The sequence below is a fragment of the Dyella kyungheensis genome, from assembly GCF_016905005.1.
Classification (GTDB): Bacteria; Pseudomonadota; Gammaproteobacteria; order Xanthomonadales; family Rhodanobacteraceae; genus Dyella; species Dyella kyungheensis.
Genome location: NZ_JADIKC010000008.1, coordinates 42413 through 57774, shown reverse-complemented (window position 1 = coordinate 57774; position 15362 = coordinate 42413). Strand labels below are relative to the sequence as shown.

Below are 15362 nucleotides of genomic sequence, written 5' to 3'. Positions count from 1 at the left end.
GGCCAGAGTGGACTTTCCAGGGAAGCGGCAAGAAAGAAGAAATGGTGCCTGGAAGAAATGGTGCCAGGGACAATTAAGCAAGCATCGCTGGAAGAAATGGTGCTGAAGAAATGGTGCCAGGGACAATTAAGCAAGCATCGCTGGGCGTAGCTTATTGTCCCTGGCACCATTCTTCCTCTTCCCCAGCCATGCCAATGGGTAATCGCCCGTTTTGTCGCTGCACACCGAAGTGGCCTGCCTGATGGGCACCAGGCCACCGCGGTTCCCCAGCCAAACGCCTCTACCGCTTGCGCTCACCAAACCGATAAGTCGCCTGCAAGTAATACGCCCTGCCATACACGTCATAGTTGCTCGAGTTATACGGCGCCCCAGACGTGCCCGGATAGCTACGATCACGCGGCGGCATCGCATCGAACACGTTGTTGACCTGCAGTGAGAGCAGCAAGCCAGGCACCGCCTGATACGACACGCTGGCGTTGTAGCGTATCCATGGCGCCAGGGTGCCCGCCCCTGCATACGCGTAGCCATTGTTGGAGGCGAGGTAGTTGGGCGTCTTGCCGTAGCGGTTGGCGTAGAGGGTGGCTGACCAGTCGCCGCGATGCCAGTTGGCCGAGGCGTTGGCGCGCGTCTTGAAATCGGTGCTCCACGTGGGGTCGCGCAGCCGGTCGGCCATCGGATCGCCGGCATACGGTTGATAGTCGTGCTTGAGCATGTCGGTGTAAGTGGCGGTAAAGCTCAGGTCGCCATAACGCCCTATGCCGAAGCCATAGCGAAAATCCGCCACCAGCGCATTGATGACACGGCGCGAGACGTTGACCTTGGTGCGATAGATCGAGGTGATATCGCCGATGGTGCCGTCGTTGGCAACGCCGACACTGCGCTTTATCTGCGCCAGGGCGACACGGCAGGACGGCGAGTTGATGTCCCGCTCGCCAAGCCGGCACAGCATCTCGTCGTTGAGCAGCGAGTCCACGCTCTGGTTCTGCACTTCGCCTTGCACATTCCAGTGCAGGTAGTCGACGCTGACCGCCATGCGGGCCAACGGCGACCACACCACGCCGTAGCTCCAGGCGTTCGCCTCGATCGGCTTCAGCGCCGGGTTGCCCGACTGCTGGCCAAAGTACTGCGCGTTGCCATAGCGGGTCGGGCACTGGTCGATCTTGGGTCCGCGGTAACCCAGTGCGGCGCAATTGAAGTAATCCGTGGCGCTGCTGTAGAAGCCACTCAGGCCCTGGAACTGATCGGATAGCGACGGCGCCTTGAAGGCCGTGCCGACCTTGCCTCGCAACAGCAACGTCTCGATCGGCCGATACTCCAGGCCGAGATTCCAGGTGGCGCTGTCCACCTGTTTCCCGGCCACTTTGTAACTGTCATAGCGCGCCGAAGCATCGACGGTCAGCTGCCGCCACACCGGCGCGCGCAACTCCAGGGTGCCGGCGTAACGCGAACGGTGACCCGCGCCCTGCACCGCCGTCATGCCCCACACGCGGCCATCCATCAGGCGTGCGTCCGGCGTGTAATTCCAGCCCTGGTTGCCGGCCTCCAGCACGGCGGCGATGCCCGCGTCGCCACCCGGCAAGGTAAACAGCGAGGCGTTGGTGAGCTGGCCGCGCACCAGGTTGTCCCAGGTCTTGCTGAGGCTGCTGGTGTAGCCGGTGAAACTGCGGAAGTCGGCGACCGACATAGGGGTGTAGAACGCAGCGTAGTCGGGCGCGAAGCTCCGATAACCGCGGCCGCGCGGGTCCGGCCCCAGGTCGGGGCCCAGCACGTGCTTGGTGAAGTAGTCGTTGATCGGATCGGCCCAGCGCGAGAACCCGCGCTGATTCAGCTGATCGTCCGAATGCGTGAAACCGAGGTCGTAATCCCACGCGCTCGAACCCAGGCGCCCCTGTGCGCCCAGCGTCAGCATGTACGCGTTCTCCGTGGACTTGTTCATGATGGAGTCGTAGCCGCCGACGTCCTCCGGCGAGAACACGCGCTGCATCTGCACGTAGTCGCGCAACTTCGTGTCGTAGAAATAGCGGTATTTGCTGCTGCTACCCCACCACGTGTAATTGGAGCCCGAGGCGTAACGGGTCTCGTTGTAGTTGTAGAGCAGGTCGCCGTACAACTGCACGTGTTCGCCCGCATCGTAGGTAGCATGCGTATACATCTGCGCATTTTCGGTGGCGTTGCCTAGCGTGCGGTAACCCGGCGTGTAGAACGAGCCGCAGTAGCTTCCGTTGGGTACACGCACGCGATAGCCGGTAGTGCCTGCAAACTGTTCGGCCACGCGACTGCAGGCGCTGGCGTCAACCTTTTCCACGTTGATGTAGCGGCCGGTGGTGCCGCTGGTCAGCATGTAGTCGGCGCTGGCGATCGAAGGGCCGGTGCCATCGGTATTGCGTCGACGGGTAAGGTCGCGCTGATAGCCCCAGATCGGGTCGACGTTTTCGTATTGCACCCCGCCCATCAGATTGAAGCGGCCACGCTGAAACCCATCGCTGAAACTAAACCGCCGACTGGTGCCACCGCCCTCCTGATAGACGCCGTAGCGCGCGTCCAGCGCCGCGCCATCGACGCGCTTCTTCAGCACGATGTTGATCACACCAGCAATTGCATCCGAACCGTACAGCGACGACTGCGCGCCCGGCAGGATCTCGATGCGATCCACCAACTGCATCGGGATGCCCGACACGTTGTTGAACACATCCCGCCCGTTGTACAGCGCGGGGAAATTGCCCATCGGCCGGCCGTCGATCAGGTATTTGGTGAAACCCGGCGGCATACCGAACAGGCTGAGCGTCTGCGCGCCCTGCGTGAACGAGCCGGAACTCTGCTCACCCTGCACGCTGCCGGTGGCCACCGACGATTGCTTCAGCGCCTCGGCCACCGTGGCGAAACCGCGCGTCTGCAGCGCGTTGCCGGAGAGGGTGATCAACGGCGCGGCGGTTTCGATCTCGACCTGGGGAATCAACGAACCGGTCACCGTGACCGCTTCGAGTTTCTTGGCCACGGGCTTCTGATCGACACCGGCCTTCTTGGTTTCCGTTTCAGTACTGCGTCCGGATGCCTGCGGATCGGCGGAGACATCCGGCGACACGCTCGCTGCACACAAACCGAGCAAGGCGATGGCCAGGGCGGAACGGCGGCAATGCCGCAGCGCGCCGACACCCGTCATGGGCGGCCTTGCTGCGTCGTGAGCCGGCGCACTTCGCACGGAGTGCGGAGCGAACGGGCGCAATGCAAACGACGGACACGTGCGTACCTGCAGATCTGGCGTAGCCATGATCGGTTCCTTTGGTAGTGAAAGGGTGGTGGGTGACTCGCGTGAGCTGCCTTCAAGGCGCGGCTAACGGATGTCGGGAACGGCTTCGGTGCCCGCCGCAAAGCGAGCGGTTCCAGCGATGCCTCGCGCCTCGCACGCCAGGTCATAGCGCGCCTGCAACACCAGCCAATAGAGCGCCGATGTATCCAGCGCGATGGCCAGCCGTATCGCGTTCCTTGGCGATACGGATCGTTGGCCGGCGAGGATTTCCTTGATATGCACCGCAGCGATGCCGGTGCGGCGTGCGAATTGCGCGGGGTTGAGCCCCTCCGCACGCATGTAGTCGTGCAACAGCACGTCCCCGGGAGAGCGCAGACGCAGCGACGCATCCACGCCCAGGCGCGGCCCAAGCTTGATCAGTTCCATGGACTTGCTCCCCTGTCAGGCACGCCCTTAGATCAGGCGCGCGCCTACGGTCATTCGTGCCAGCGAATGCCTAGTGGTTATGTCAGTGATCCCCAGGTTGCGGCGCACCGCCATGCAGAACGATGCGCCGCCGGGGCGATCAATGGCCGTGCGGAGAACTCACTCGTGGCTCGTGGCCGAGCAGCCTGGCGTACTGCTGCAGGCATTCGACCGCGGTGCCAAGGCTGGTGGTTTCCGCCGCGGAAAGCGGCCACACCAACGATCTGGCGCGGAATCCCCTGGCCTGCGCCTTGCGGCATTGCTCACTGTCGTAACGCAGGCGCGTGAGCATGAGAACCGCCAAGGCGATGTCTGCGCGAGTGCTTCGAGGGGAGGTCTCGGGCCACGCGACGCGTGCGGGAGGAAGGGCGTCGGGAGGACCAGTGAGGGTGTGGTCAGCGGGAACTGACGGGCGAATGCCTGCCGTATGATCGCGGGTAGCCATGATCAACTTCTCTGAGTTGGCGATGGTTAGCGGGTCGTGGGTGTTAACGGCACTCACGGCTCGCGCTTCATGACTTTGGAGTCATGACCACTCGCGAGGCGTTGCAAGAAAAATCGGATTCGCGGATGGCTAGACGAAGCTAGCGATTGGCCGTCTCAACGTCTGTCGGAAATAGTTGGGGCGAGCGTGCGCTTTTCGGAATGCGGTTGGTGCGCAAACACCGGCTGAACTGCGCGTCAGTGCAGGCTCACAGGCCGGCGGCGATGCTGCCCTAATCAGCCGAACGAATTCCAGCCAGTACGCAAAGCAGTCCTTGTCGCCGGCCGTGCTATATCCGGGCAGGCGAATCGTTCGCAGCCGCTTGAAGGGTCGGTCCTGCGGAAACGCGTGCCACAACGTATCGTCTGCGCTAAAGGCTATCGATCAAGCTCCATCGTGGTCTGTTGGATCGTACGCGGTGGGTGACCCAGTGGAACGATGTCGCTTTGGCGCATCCACCCGAGCCACTTTAGAAGTTCTGCCGGCGTAAATCGTTGCTTTCGGCTGTGCCAGTGCTCGCGAACCTCCTTAACGATCCAGTCGTCACTCGGATCATCGCCATCGATCAGGGCGTCATTCCAGGCAGCGAAGAGGGTCGCGATAATTTCGACCTGCTCCGTCTTCAGGCCACCCATAAGGTCCAATAGGCGATCCATCTCTATGCGCATACTGCCCAGGACGGTAATGCCCTCAGTTGCAATTAACTTGAGCGCCTTGCCGGGCTTATAACTCACCTTCTCGTTGCCTGAAGAAAGCGTCTCGGAGCTATGGGTATACCAACCAGCAACTTCTGCCTCCCTCTCCAGATCATAGATACTCGTGTCTAGAGGACCGGCAGCTTCACGCATGTATCGTCCTCCCAGACTCAAGCCAAGGCGAGACTCGGCAAAATATAGGTACTTCATGTGTGCAGTACGGCCAAAACTCCGCTTTGAACCGAGTCGTGAGACCACGTAGCCGCTTACAGCAGCACGCGACCGCCTTCTACTTATTTCGGACACAGGCTTAAGGGCCTCGCACAGCAGTGCGTCGAGCAGGCGGCCGCGGACGGCTTCTCCGGCGACGATGCTTGTTTCGAGTTGGTCGCAAAGAACCATGAGTTCGTCGACTTTGGAGACGATGCGCTGCTGTTCTGCTAAGGGAGGAAGAGGAATAGAAAGCGATCGAATATTTTCGAGATTTAGACCAGGTTTCCCAGCGCCATAAGCTCGTTCAAGCAGCTCAGCTCGCCCACCATCGTTAGCCATAAGGCACATCAGAAGCCACCTTGAAAGCTTTTTCTCAGTGGGCCGAATGAGGCCAACATGCTGACTGACATATGCTTCAGCAATTTCATGATCCAACAAAGCCGTGTTCGTAACTCCCGCGCCTGTGATCACAATAAGGAGATCGCCCTTCTCAACTTTCGTTCTGCTCCCCTCAGAATCTGAGGGCGGGCGGACGAAGGCCATATCATCAAGATTGAGCGTTCCGAACTTGATATTTTGTGACCTAATAAAGCCAGCGCCGGTGTCCGCATAAAACTCAGCCCACCCGCGGGATCCGCTCGTTACTAAGCTGCAGACCTCGTTCAAAGCAATCAATACCCAGGATTCAGGAAGTCCATTTGGCAGACGCCTAGTATCTCGGATGTTTGCCTTTCCTCCCGGGATTTCCCCGGCATTCACTTGCCGAGCCTTCTCCTTGGCGATTTGCGCTAACAAGTCCGATGAATGCCCGTCCTGTGGATGCTGTGACACAAGCTTGCCACGGACGGCCAGGTTGAGAATGGCTTGACGAAGCTGCTTGACCTGGTCGGGGCGGCTGGTAAGTGCCGGAATACTATTTAGGGCGAAACGGACGTCATCCGGAAAAGTGCCAGAGTCACGAATATCAAGGCGAGCGAGGCTAGCTGCAGTCAACTGATCACGCGTAGCCTCACGGCGCACTCGTGCCATCTCCAGCCGGTCGCACAGCGCCATCAACTCATCGACCTTCCGTTGCGTTGCCATGTCAATGATAGGCACGGGAACGCCGGCTATTTTCCCGACGCTTAGAGATACATTTGCCGTCCCTATCATTCGTGAAACGAGCAATTCGTCCTTAAATGTTGTCAGGTACTCAAACAGGAATCGCGCAGATACAAGCTGCTCGTCACGTGGAAAGATCGCCGCCAAGATCGTTCCCAAGGCGAACTTCCCTTCCTGATAGTGAAGACGATGCAAGCTGGCTTTGCCGTGCCCAGTTGACGATACCAAAGGCACAATTGCGGCTGCACCGTCAAAGTCATAGTGCTCGCTCGTTGTTCGTGCGGCAGCCGTGACCACCATCGGGAACGGGCCCGGCTTCGCCCCTTTAATGCCCGTGCGACCCTTTTCGATCCTCGCTATGTCGCCTAAGCGCACAAATCGATCAGCCTCAAGAAATCCCCGCGGCAAGTCATCTTTATCGATGGAGCCATCGAGTCCTTTGCGTGGAACTCCTCCAACAAGCGCGGCGGCTACGAAAGTTTTCCTTAACAATGCCCAAGCCTTTTGCGGGTCGGCAGCACCACCGGCGCTCGTCAGCTTCCCGGAAATTGCGAGTGCCACGATAACCTTACGCATTTGTTGAATTTGCGCAGGCCCATCTCCCAATATCTCCAATGAACTAAGCAATTCCTGTGCATTCATCGCGCCAACGCCTCGACAAGAACTGCCTTCAGTTGGTCGCGCAGCCGCGCCGTTTCGTTTTCGGTGGCAACCAGTTCCGCAAGAAGCGCTTGCGGATCACCATGGTCCCTAGCTTCAGCGTGCGGGTTCTTTACATCGAGGTTGTAGCCTCGAGCCTTCACTTCTTCGATAGAGACCTTCCACGCCTGCGGCGTTTCCACTCGACCTTCGCGGCTGGCACCACCCCACCAATCGACACAATCCTGTAAGTGATCGATCCGGATTGGCCTGGTCATTGAGTAGGCTTTCTGGCCATCGGGCACGCGATGCTCGTAGTACCAGATATCACGCGTGGGAGCGCCCTTATCGAAGAACATCAGGTTGGTGCCGATGGTGGCATAGGGTTTGAACACGCTATTAGGCAACCGCACGACGGTGTGAAGGTTGCACTCTTCCAGCAGGTGCTCTTTCAGCCGCGTCTTGACGCCTTCACCGAACAGACTACCGTCGGGCAACACAACGGCTGCTCGTCCGCCAGGCTTAAGTAGGCGAATAAAGAGCGCAAGGAAAAGATCGGCGGTTTCTTTTGTGCGGAAGTGCGCTGGGAAGTTGGACTCAATTCCATCTTCCTCGCGGCCGCCAAACGGAGGATTCGCGAGGATAATATCCACCCGCTCCTTCTGCTCCCAGCTGATATATGGCCGGGCCAGCGTGTTGTCGCGTCGCACGAAGCCTGGGTCCTCAACGCCGTGTAGCAGCATGTTGGTGACGCACAGCATATGGGGGAGCGGTTTTTTCTCCACCGCACGCAGGCAAGACTGCAAGGCCTTCTCGTCTGTCACAGACTTCACATAGTGATCGCGCATATGGCGGATGGCGCAAGTGAGAAAGCCACCGGTTCCACAAGCCGGATCGAACAATTTCTCGCCGGGACGCGGATCGATACGGTCAACCATGAAGGCAGTGACCGCGCGCGGCGTGTAGTACTCACCCGCGTTGCCCGCATTTTGTAGATCATTGAGCAGTTGTTCGTAAACCTCGCCGAAGTGCTTGCGTTCGGCCAGATCGTTGAAGTCCACTGTGTTGATTTTATTGATCACCTGACGCATCAGGTGTCCGGACTTCATGTAATTGTAGGCATCCTCAAAAAGGCTGCGGATAACACGCGCGCGGCTGGCTTGCTTTCCCGAGGTCTGCAGCTCCTTGAGCGCTGGGAACAGACCATCGTTGACGAAAGCCATCAAGCTGTCGCCGGTTTCGCCTTCGGGGTTGGCCGCCCAGCTTCGCCACTGCAAGCGCGACGGAATGGGTGATTTGAAGCCTTCATGCATCAGCTCTAACTGCTGATCCTGATCGTCGATGATCTTCAGGAAAAACATCCAGCACAGCTGAGATAGGCGCTGGGCGTCCCCATCGACGCCTACATCCTGGCGCATGAGGTCCTGGATGGATTTGACAGTAGTGCGGGCTGACATGATTTAGGAACCTAGGTTTTTCAACAAATTGAGCAATGGATCGTGCAAGTTCGGATAAAGTGCTTCGTGTTCGATCTTCGTAAAGTTCGGATCACTCCAGAATCTCCTTAGATCGAGCCGGAATTTCGCGATTAAGCGCCGGCCGAAATCGATCTCATAAGGCGCGTAGTAACGCTTCTGATCAAAGTCTGGCATCTCAGGATATTCGCCGAGCAGAAAACCTTCCTGTATATGCGGTCGCACCGCGTCAGGGGGGCATATACCCGCAAGTTTAATCACCTGTAGCCCCGCTTCCGCGCTCGCCGTAACGGCACCGCTTATATTGGGCACAGCCAGCACGTAAAAAAACGCGTCCCCCCTTGCCCCGAAGGAAGCAAACGACGCCGCAACCCGAATGGATTGCGAAACATCCAATAAGGGGGTTGCGCACACCTCATAGTGCTGCAGGATTGACCATCGAAGGATTCGGTACCTCGCAATTCTCTGACGACCCGTGATCTGCTCCCGTTCAAAAGTTTCGGCCAGATCTCTTTCGCATACTGCAAGACGGTCAAATCTTTGCGACAGCTCGAATTGATCTGGTGGATCAACTCCACGACCAGCACTTGCCCTAAAGAGGGTAGGCTTGAGAGTCGTGTTGCGCAGCCGATTCTTGTAATCATTGCCCTGCCCTCGAAAAAGGAGCACGTAGTCGCGATTATGGAACTGAAGATCTGCAACTTTCTTTGCCAGCTCCATATAGGACGACACTGCATGCCCTGCACCACCTCGAATTTGAACATTAGTCGCCTTTCGTATCTCCTGGATCTCATCAAAATACGAAAATACGTGAGTCTTTCCGACCTTCTCCATGTCTATGCGATCTCTTCATATAGGGCTTGCTGCAACTCGTGCACAGCATTCTCGAAGCCTGCCTTGCTGCCGAAGGGCTTGATGAGCTGAAGCGGGGTGCCCATCGCATTGAAAGGCGGAATCTCCAGAACCCGTACATTATCCAGATCTGCAACTACACCTTCATCTCGATATTTGACGAGCAGCGCCTCCAAGACCACGCGAGCTTGCGGACCGTACTTAGTGAACACATTTCGCTTGGTCACGCTGGCGGCGCGCTCGCGTCGGCTGAGCGGAGGTTGATCGAAAGCGACATGGCAGATCAAGTCAAAGGGATCAATGTCCTTGCCGACTTCTTCGTGAAGGGGCTCTAGCAATAATCCCTCCTCGGCCAATTCAGCGAGCACCGACTCTTTACGCTCGGCATCGCGCCAACGGCGAAGGAAGATGTCGAGACTCGCAAAATGGCCGCGAATGGTATTGCGGCTGTAATCGCGCAGGGACTCGGTAACCAGCTTGCCGGACTCGTCAAGATATTCAACGCGCTCAAGCGCCACTGTGACTGGGCGGTGCTTGACGTAGAACTTGCGTGGCCGGTCGTCGGTTACGACAGGCGGCGGGATCTGCGGAGGCGGACGATCGACAATGGTCTCTTCATCGGTAGGCTGTGGCGGCAATGGCATGCCCCCCTCATCAAGAGGTATGTCATCGGGTGGAACCGGCGGATCGTATGCTTCGGGCTGATAAATCTGCACCGGCTCGCCGTCAAAATCCGGGTCGGCAAAGTGATTGGCCGCCTTGCGAAAGTCCACAAGAGTGAAGTAGTACTTGTGGGTGTCCTCGTGCACGCGCGTGCCACGGCCGACGATCTGCTTGAACTCGGTCATCGAGCCGATCTCGCGGTCCAGCACAATTAGTCGACAAGTCTGCGCGTCGACGCCTGTCGAGAGTAGGCGTGAAGTGGTGACAATGACCGGCCAAGTCGACTCGGGGTCAATGAAGTTGCCTAGCTGAGCCGTGCCTTCTACATCATCGCCAGTCATACGCATGACGTATCGAGGGTTCTGCTTAACCAGGTCGGGATTCTCATTCACCATCGCCTGGCGCATACGCGCGGCATGCTCGGTGTCTACGCAGAACACGATAGTCTTCTGGAACCGATCACCACTTTGCTTTAGGTAGTCGGAGATCCATTTGGCAACGCGCTGGGTGCGATCGTCGATCACGAGGCTGCGATCGAAATCTTTCTCGTTGTAAAGCCGGTCATCAATGGCATAACCGTACTTATCGGTTTCGCCGCGCTGCGGGCGGTACCCTTGCACATCGACATCCAGATGCACCTTGATGACCTTGTACGGTGCGAGGAATCCGTCGCTGATGCCTTGTTTAAGCGAGTAGGTGTAAACCGGCTCGCCGAAGTAATGGATGTTAGAGACGTACTCGGTCTCCTTGGGTGTTGCGGTGAGGCCTATCTGGGTTGCGTTTCCGAAGTACTCCAGGATCTCGCGCCACGCCGAATCCTCGGCCGCGCTGCCACGATGGCACTCATCGATAACGATGAGATCGAAGAAGTCCCGCGAGAATTCGCGAAACAACTTCTGGCGCTCTTCCGGCCCAGTGATGGCCTGATACAGACCGAGGTAGATCTCGTAAGCGGGGTCGATGCGACGCTTCTTGTCCAGCGCCAGTGTCAATTCGACCTCGCTGCCGTCTGCTCGCTCGATGGTCTTGCTGGCAGTGCTTAACTTGGCCATCGCCGGGCCGAACGGACGAAAGTCGTTGACCATGGTCTGGTCGATCAACACATTGCGGTCGGCAAGAAACAGAATGCGTTTCTTCTGTCCCGACTTCCACAGACGCCAGATGATCTGGAACGCCGTATATGTCTTACCCGTACCAGTGGCCATTACCAGCAAGATGCGATTCCGCCCCTTGGCGATGGCCTCGACAGCTGCGTTGATGGCATTGCGCTGGTAGTAGCGCGGCTCCTTGCCGGTGCCGTCCTCGTAGTAAGCCTGTAGGACGGTGCTTTCCTGCTCAGGCGCGAGTCCTTTCCAATGCCGGTAGCGGCCCCACAGCTCCTCAGAGCCGGGGAATTCGTCCATTAATAGAGTCTGTTCGAGCTGCGCAGATACGCCGGTGCGGTCGTGAAATTGGAAGCCCTTGCCGTTTGAGGAGAAAACGTAGGGAATGTCCAGTACGGCGGCGTAGCCCAACGCTTGCTGCATACCGTCACCGACCGCATGCGTTTGATCCTTGGCCTCAATCAAGGCCAGTGGCAAATGCTTGTAGTACAGGACGTAATCGGCACGCTTGGCCTTGCCTCGGGTGACCAGTCGCCCGCGGACAATGATGCGACCCTTAGTGAAGCTAACTTCTTCACGAATTTGGGTTTGCACGTCCCACCCGGCAGCAACCAACGCCGGAGTGATGAGCTTGGTGCAGACGTCACGCTCGCTAAGTTTCGTCCCTGTGTTCACCGGCCAAAGCCCCTGCTGTCGCCTGTTCAAGGCTCACTTTCAGAAGCTTAGCAAAGCAAGTCCCGGGTAAGGCGATAAAGCGGCGAACGGAGTTCCGTGCGCTTCTGTTCGCTAAAGCATAAGTTGGCCGCGGCTTTGAACCATAACTTGGCCGCTCGATCGCAACGGTCCAGCTACGTCCAGGATCACCACTGGACACGGGTATTCACACGTCCGCACGCGATGAGCGGCACTGCTCGTGAGCCTATCCGGCGTCGCGGGCCTTCACGAAGTCCACGAAAGCGCGTAGCGGCGTGGGCAGGTTCCGTCGCCACGGGAAATAGAGGAAGGGGCCACCGAAGGTTGCTCCCAGTCCTTAAGGATGGGGACCAGCCCGCCTAAATCGAAGTGGGGACGTAAGAGTTCATCATAGATGTGCACCACACCCATCTCGGCCAGCGCGCCCTGGATGAGCAAGTCGGACGCGGCACCCGGACGCGTACGCAGCGGGCCGGTGGGATCGATGCGCACTGCGTCGCCGTCGCGCTCGAACTCCCACACGGGCAATCCTTACCCGTAGACGCCTTTGGAGCGACAAGTCCTACAGGGCTCAATAGTGTGGACAGCACCTTCCTCGGTATCGACAAATAAAAAGCCCGCAAGGGGAGCCTGCGGGCTTTGGGTCATCCATCTTTAGTTTGCTTAGGTAGGAGGGGAAGCCAGGCTAAGCGGTGGGACTGATGTCTCTCGACATGGAATAACTATACCTATCAGTATATTAATAAATCGTAACTTGGACGAGGCGTCGGCGACCTCTGCTACACGAGCTTTCGCCGCGACTGGAAAGCAGGCGTGACGGCTGCCAACTGGGCAAGAAATGCGCAGTTCGCGATAACTGCGTGAGAGGGTTCTAGCACCGTCTGAAAGGTGTGCTCGTGTTGAGCGCCCTGCTCGCGGCCTGAATTTGGCCTATTGAATTACGATCATCATGCTATATGATGATCGTAATGGCATCGCGGTGGCGCCCTGCGCGGCCATGACAACGGCACATCATTCCGCTCTTGCGAGGCTTTTATGAACGACACAACCGCCGCCACCGATATCTCCAGCCGCCCTGCGCAGGCAGGGGCGAGTGACCTGACTATGCTCGGACTCGCCCAGGCCGCCGCTGCCATCAGCCGCGGCGAAGTTACCTCCGAGGCTTATACGTCTGCCCTATTGCAGCAGGCGCGAACGCAGACCGAACTCAACTCATTCATCAGCGTTGATGAAGCCGGCGTTCTAGCCGCAGCAAGAGACGCCGATAAAGCGCGCGCGGCCGGCTCGGCAGCCCCGCTCTTGGGCGTTCCGATCGGCGTGAAAGACAGTTACTTGACGAAGGGGTTGGCAACGAGCCTGGGGATCGGCGGCCTCCGCCACTTCGTACCAGAAGAGGATGCAGATGCCGTCCGCGCGATTAAAAATGCCGGCGCATTAGTACTCGGCAAGAACAACCTCGTGGAGATGTCCTTCGGTTTGACCGGCAGCAATGGAGACTTCGGGCAAGTAAAGAATCCGCACGCGCATGATCGGGTGACAGGAGGCTCTTCGAGTGGCTCCGCCGCCTCCGTGGGTGCCGGCATTGTTCCAGCTTCCTTGGGTGGCGACACCGTTGGCTCGATCCGCGTGCCAGCTTCCCTTGTCGGCGTGGTGGGCTTCAAGCCGACGACGGGTCGATGGCCGCGCACCGGTGTGGCGCCCATTTCCCATACGCTCGATACGACCGGTGCATTTGCACGCAGCGTCGAAGATATCGCGCTGCTTGATCAGATCGTGACCGGCGAACGGGACAGGGCGTCATTCAAGGGCGGACCTGACCTAACGGGCATCCGGCTGGCTTATGCACCGCGGCAATTCCTCGATCTGATCGATCCGGAAGTCGAAGCCCGCTTCCATGAGTCCCTTCGCCAGCTGCGGCACGCGGGTGCTGAACTGATTGAGGTGGACCTTGGCGACGATTACGGCGCCCTCATCCATTCCGCAACGTGGGGCATCTTCTTTCACGAGACGATGGGCGCGGTCTCGGAGTTTGTTCGCCACCACCAAATCCCGACGACGTTTGATCAGATCTATCAGGCCCTCAAGCCAGAGCTGCGCGACGTTTGGGGCCACATGGTGTTGCCCAGTGGCGGGGGCGCGATCTCGCATGAAGCCTATCAAACGGCGCTCACGGTCAGTCGCCCGGAGATCCAGCGTCGATTGGACCAGGTATTCGTGGCGCAAGGAGCCGCGGCAATTCTGCAGCCGACCACGCCCAGCACGGCACCACTGATCGACCAGCAGACGAATTTCACCATCGCGGGCAAAGACGTCACTTATCTCGCCCTGGCAACCAACACGGTATCCGCAAGCAGTGTGGGCTTGCCGGGCATCAACCTCCCGATGGGCTTGTCGAGTGACCGGCTTCCCATCGGCCTTGAGCTCGATGCCCCTTTGCGAAGCGACCGCGCCCTGCTGGACCTGGCTCGTCGTATTGAGGCCATTTTGGGTGCCCAGACGGCTACGTTCTGAATCTCGGACCCCTTTCCATTATGGAAGGGGGCCGACTCCATTTCGCGCTAGCAATAGGAAAGATCACCATGTCAAAGGCAACGTATTCCGTGCGCACGATTTCGGTCGAGCACGTCACCATCAAATCTGCAAACCTCTTCGAGAATGTTCGTGCGAAGCTCTCATCCTTGGCCCCTCGCATCGACGACGGGATTTTCGTCCTTCTCCGCTATGGTGAGAGCAAGCGAGCACTTCAGGAACTAGAGGCATGTCCCGCACTGTCTATTTTCGCCCAGCGTGATCACGGCGCGTTGTTGGCTGTGGCAGGACTCCAGCGCCGTTCCATTCAGTACGATATTGGAAATCCACTTACCGCTTCCAAGATGACCCGCCACCAATTGTCAGCTGGCCTCTACGCACCGGTCCGCGTGCTGTTGCGCGAGGATACCGACGGCCAAGTTGCATTCGAGTACGACCGACCTTCCTTCGTCTTTGGGCAGTTTGGCAGTGACGAAGTCGACGAGGTGGCACTACAGCTTGATCTCAATCTCAGGGCTTTGCTGGAAGAAGCTGCGAGCTGAGATCGCGGAATATCCTGAGAGCGAAAAGACAATGCGTTACGAGAAAGGTCAAAAAGCAACGACACGACGCCAGATACTCGAGACAGCCTCGAGATGTTTCCGCCGGGATGGGGTGTCGGCGGCGGGAATCGCCGGAATTATGAGCGAGGCCGGCCTGACGAATGGAGCGTTCTACACCCACTTCGAATCGAAGGAAGAACTGGTTCGTGACGCATTGGTCGACGCACTCAGTGGCCAGCAACTTCGTCTTGAGGAAGACTTACGCGCGGGGCTCAATCTTGAGGCCATCATCCGTGGCTATTTGAGCCCGGATCACCTTACAGCACCCCAAATTGGGTGTCCTTCGGCAGCGCTGCTTCCGGAGATCGCACGGCAGCCCGAAGCAACTCGGGAGGCCTATGAGCAGGGGTTGAGCCGCTATGTTGCGCTGCTGGCGGGTCAGCTTGAAAACCTTGACTCTGCCGCCGCTCATCGCCGCGCGACAGCCATCTTCGCTCTCATGGTGGGGACACTTGAGTTTGCGCGCGCTATACCAGATACGGCGCATGCGAAAAAGATCTTAGAAGACGGCATTGATGCCGCGCTACTTCTCACTAACGCTGCGTCTGTTGATGTTTTGAGAAATCCGCTGGAGCACGCCTGAAAACTGGGGCGATGGCCC

11 protein-coding genes are annotated in these 15362 nt (G+C 58.4%); 3 read left to right on the top strand and 8 right to left on the bottom strand.

Annotated features, from left to right (window positions below):
* Positions 1-280: 280 nt before the first annotated feature.
* The 8 genes from ISP20_RS17620 to ISP20_RS17585 form a co-directional block, all read right to left on the bottom strand.
* Entirely contained in the window at positions 281-3268 is a 2988-nt protein-coding gene (locus ISP20_RS17620) for a TonB-dependent receptor domain-containing protein (protein ID WP_239536090.1), read from the bottom strand.
* Positions 3269-3331: 63 nt separating this feature from the next.
* Positions 3332-3673: a HigA family addiction module antitoxin gene (locus tag ISP20_RS17615; RefSeq protein WP_204637439.1), complete on the bottom strand. Its 342-nt coding sequence runs from the start codon at positions 3671-3673 to the stop codon at positions 3332-3334.
* A 139-nt stretch (positions 3674-3812) separates the two neighbouring features.
* Positions 3813-4004 carry a hypothetical protein gene (locus ISP20_RS17610; RefSeq protein ID WP_204637438.1) on the bottom strand — a complete coding sequence of 64 codons (192 nt, stop codon included), beginning with the start codon at positions 4002-4004 and terminating at the stop codon, positions 3813-3815.
* 569 nt (positions 4005-4573) lie between these two features.
* Positions 4574-6847, bottom strand: a complete 2274-nt coding sequence (locus ISP20_RS17605; protein WP_204637437.1) for a restriction endonuclease subunit S — start codon at positions 6845-6847, stop codon at positions 4574-4576.
* Positions 6844-8301: a type I restriction-modification system subunit M gene (locus ISP20_RS17600; protein WP_204637436.1), complete on the bottom strand. Its 1458-nt coding sequence runs from the start codon at positions 8299-8301 to the stop codon at positions 6844-6846. The genes ISP20_RS17605 and ISP20_RS17600 overlap by 4 nt, the downstream gene beginning before the upstream one ends.
* A 3-nt stretch (positions 8302-8304) precedes the next feature.
* Positions 8305-9153, bottom strand: coding sequence for an FRG domain-containing protein (locus tag ISP20_RS17595; RefSeq protein ID WP_204637435.1), 849 nt, complete (start codon positions 9151-9153; stop codon positions 8305-8307).
* A 2-nt stretch (positions 9154-9155) separates the two neighbouring features.
* Positions 9156-11612, bottom strand: coding sequence for an EcoAI/FtnUII family type I restriction enzme subunit R (hsdR, locus tag ISP20_RS17590; protein WP_204637517.1), 2457 nt, complete (start codon positions 11610-11612; stop codon positions 9156-9158).
* Between the two features lie 264 nt (positions 11613-11876).
* Positions 11877-12152 (bottom strand): type 2 periplasmic-binding domain-containing protein, encoded by a 276-nt coding sequence (locus ISP20_RS17585; protein ID WP_204637434.1) that lies wholly within the window; start codon positions 12150-12152, stop codon positions 11877-11879.
* A gap of 513 nt (positions 12153-12665) precedes the next feature.
* On the opposite strand from ISP20_RS17585, the gene ISP20_RS17580 reads away from it, so the two are divergent.
* The 3 genes from ISP20_RS17580 (at position 12666) to ISP20_RS17570 (ending at position 15344) form a co-directional block, all read left to right on the top strand.
* Positions 12666-14141 carry an amidase family protein gene (locus ISP20_RS17580; RefSeq protein WP_204637433.1) on the top strand — a complete coding sequence of 492 codons (1476 nt, stop codon included), beginning with the start codon at positions 12666-12668 and terminating at the stop codon, positions 14139-14141.
* Positions 14142-14209: 68 nt separating this feature from the next.
* Positions 14210-14701: a DUF302 domain-containing protein gene (locus ISP20_RS17575; protein ID WP_204637432.1), complete on the top strand. Its 492-nt coding sequence runs from the start codon at positions 14210-14212 to the stop codon at positions 14699-14701.
* A 31-nt stretch (positions 14702-14732) separates the two neighbouring features.
* Positions 14733-15344, top strand: a complete 612-nt coding sequence (locus ISP20_RS17570) for a TetR/AcrR family transcriptional regulator (protein ID WP_204637431.1) — start codon at positions 14733-14735, stop codon at positions 15342-15344.
* Positions 15345-15362: the final 18 nt, after the last annotated feature.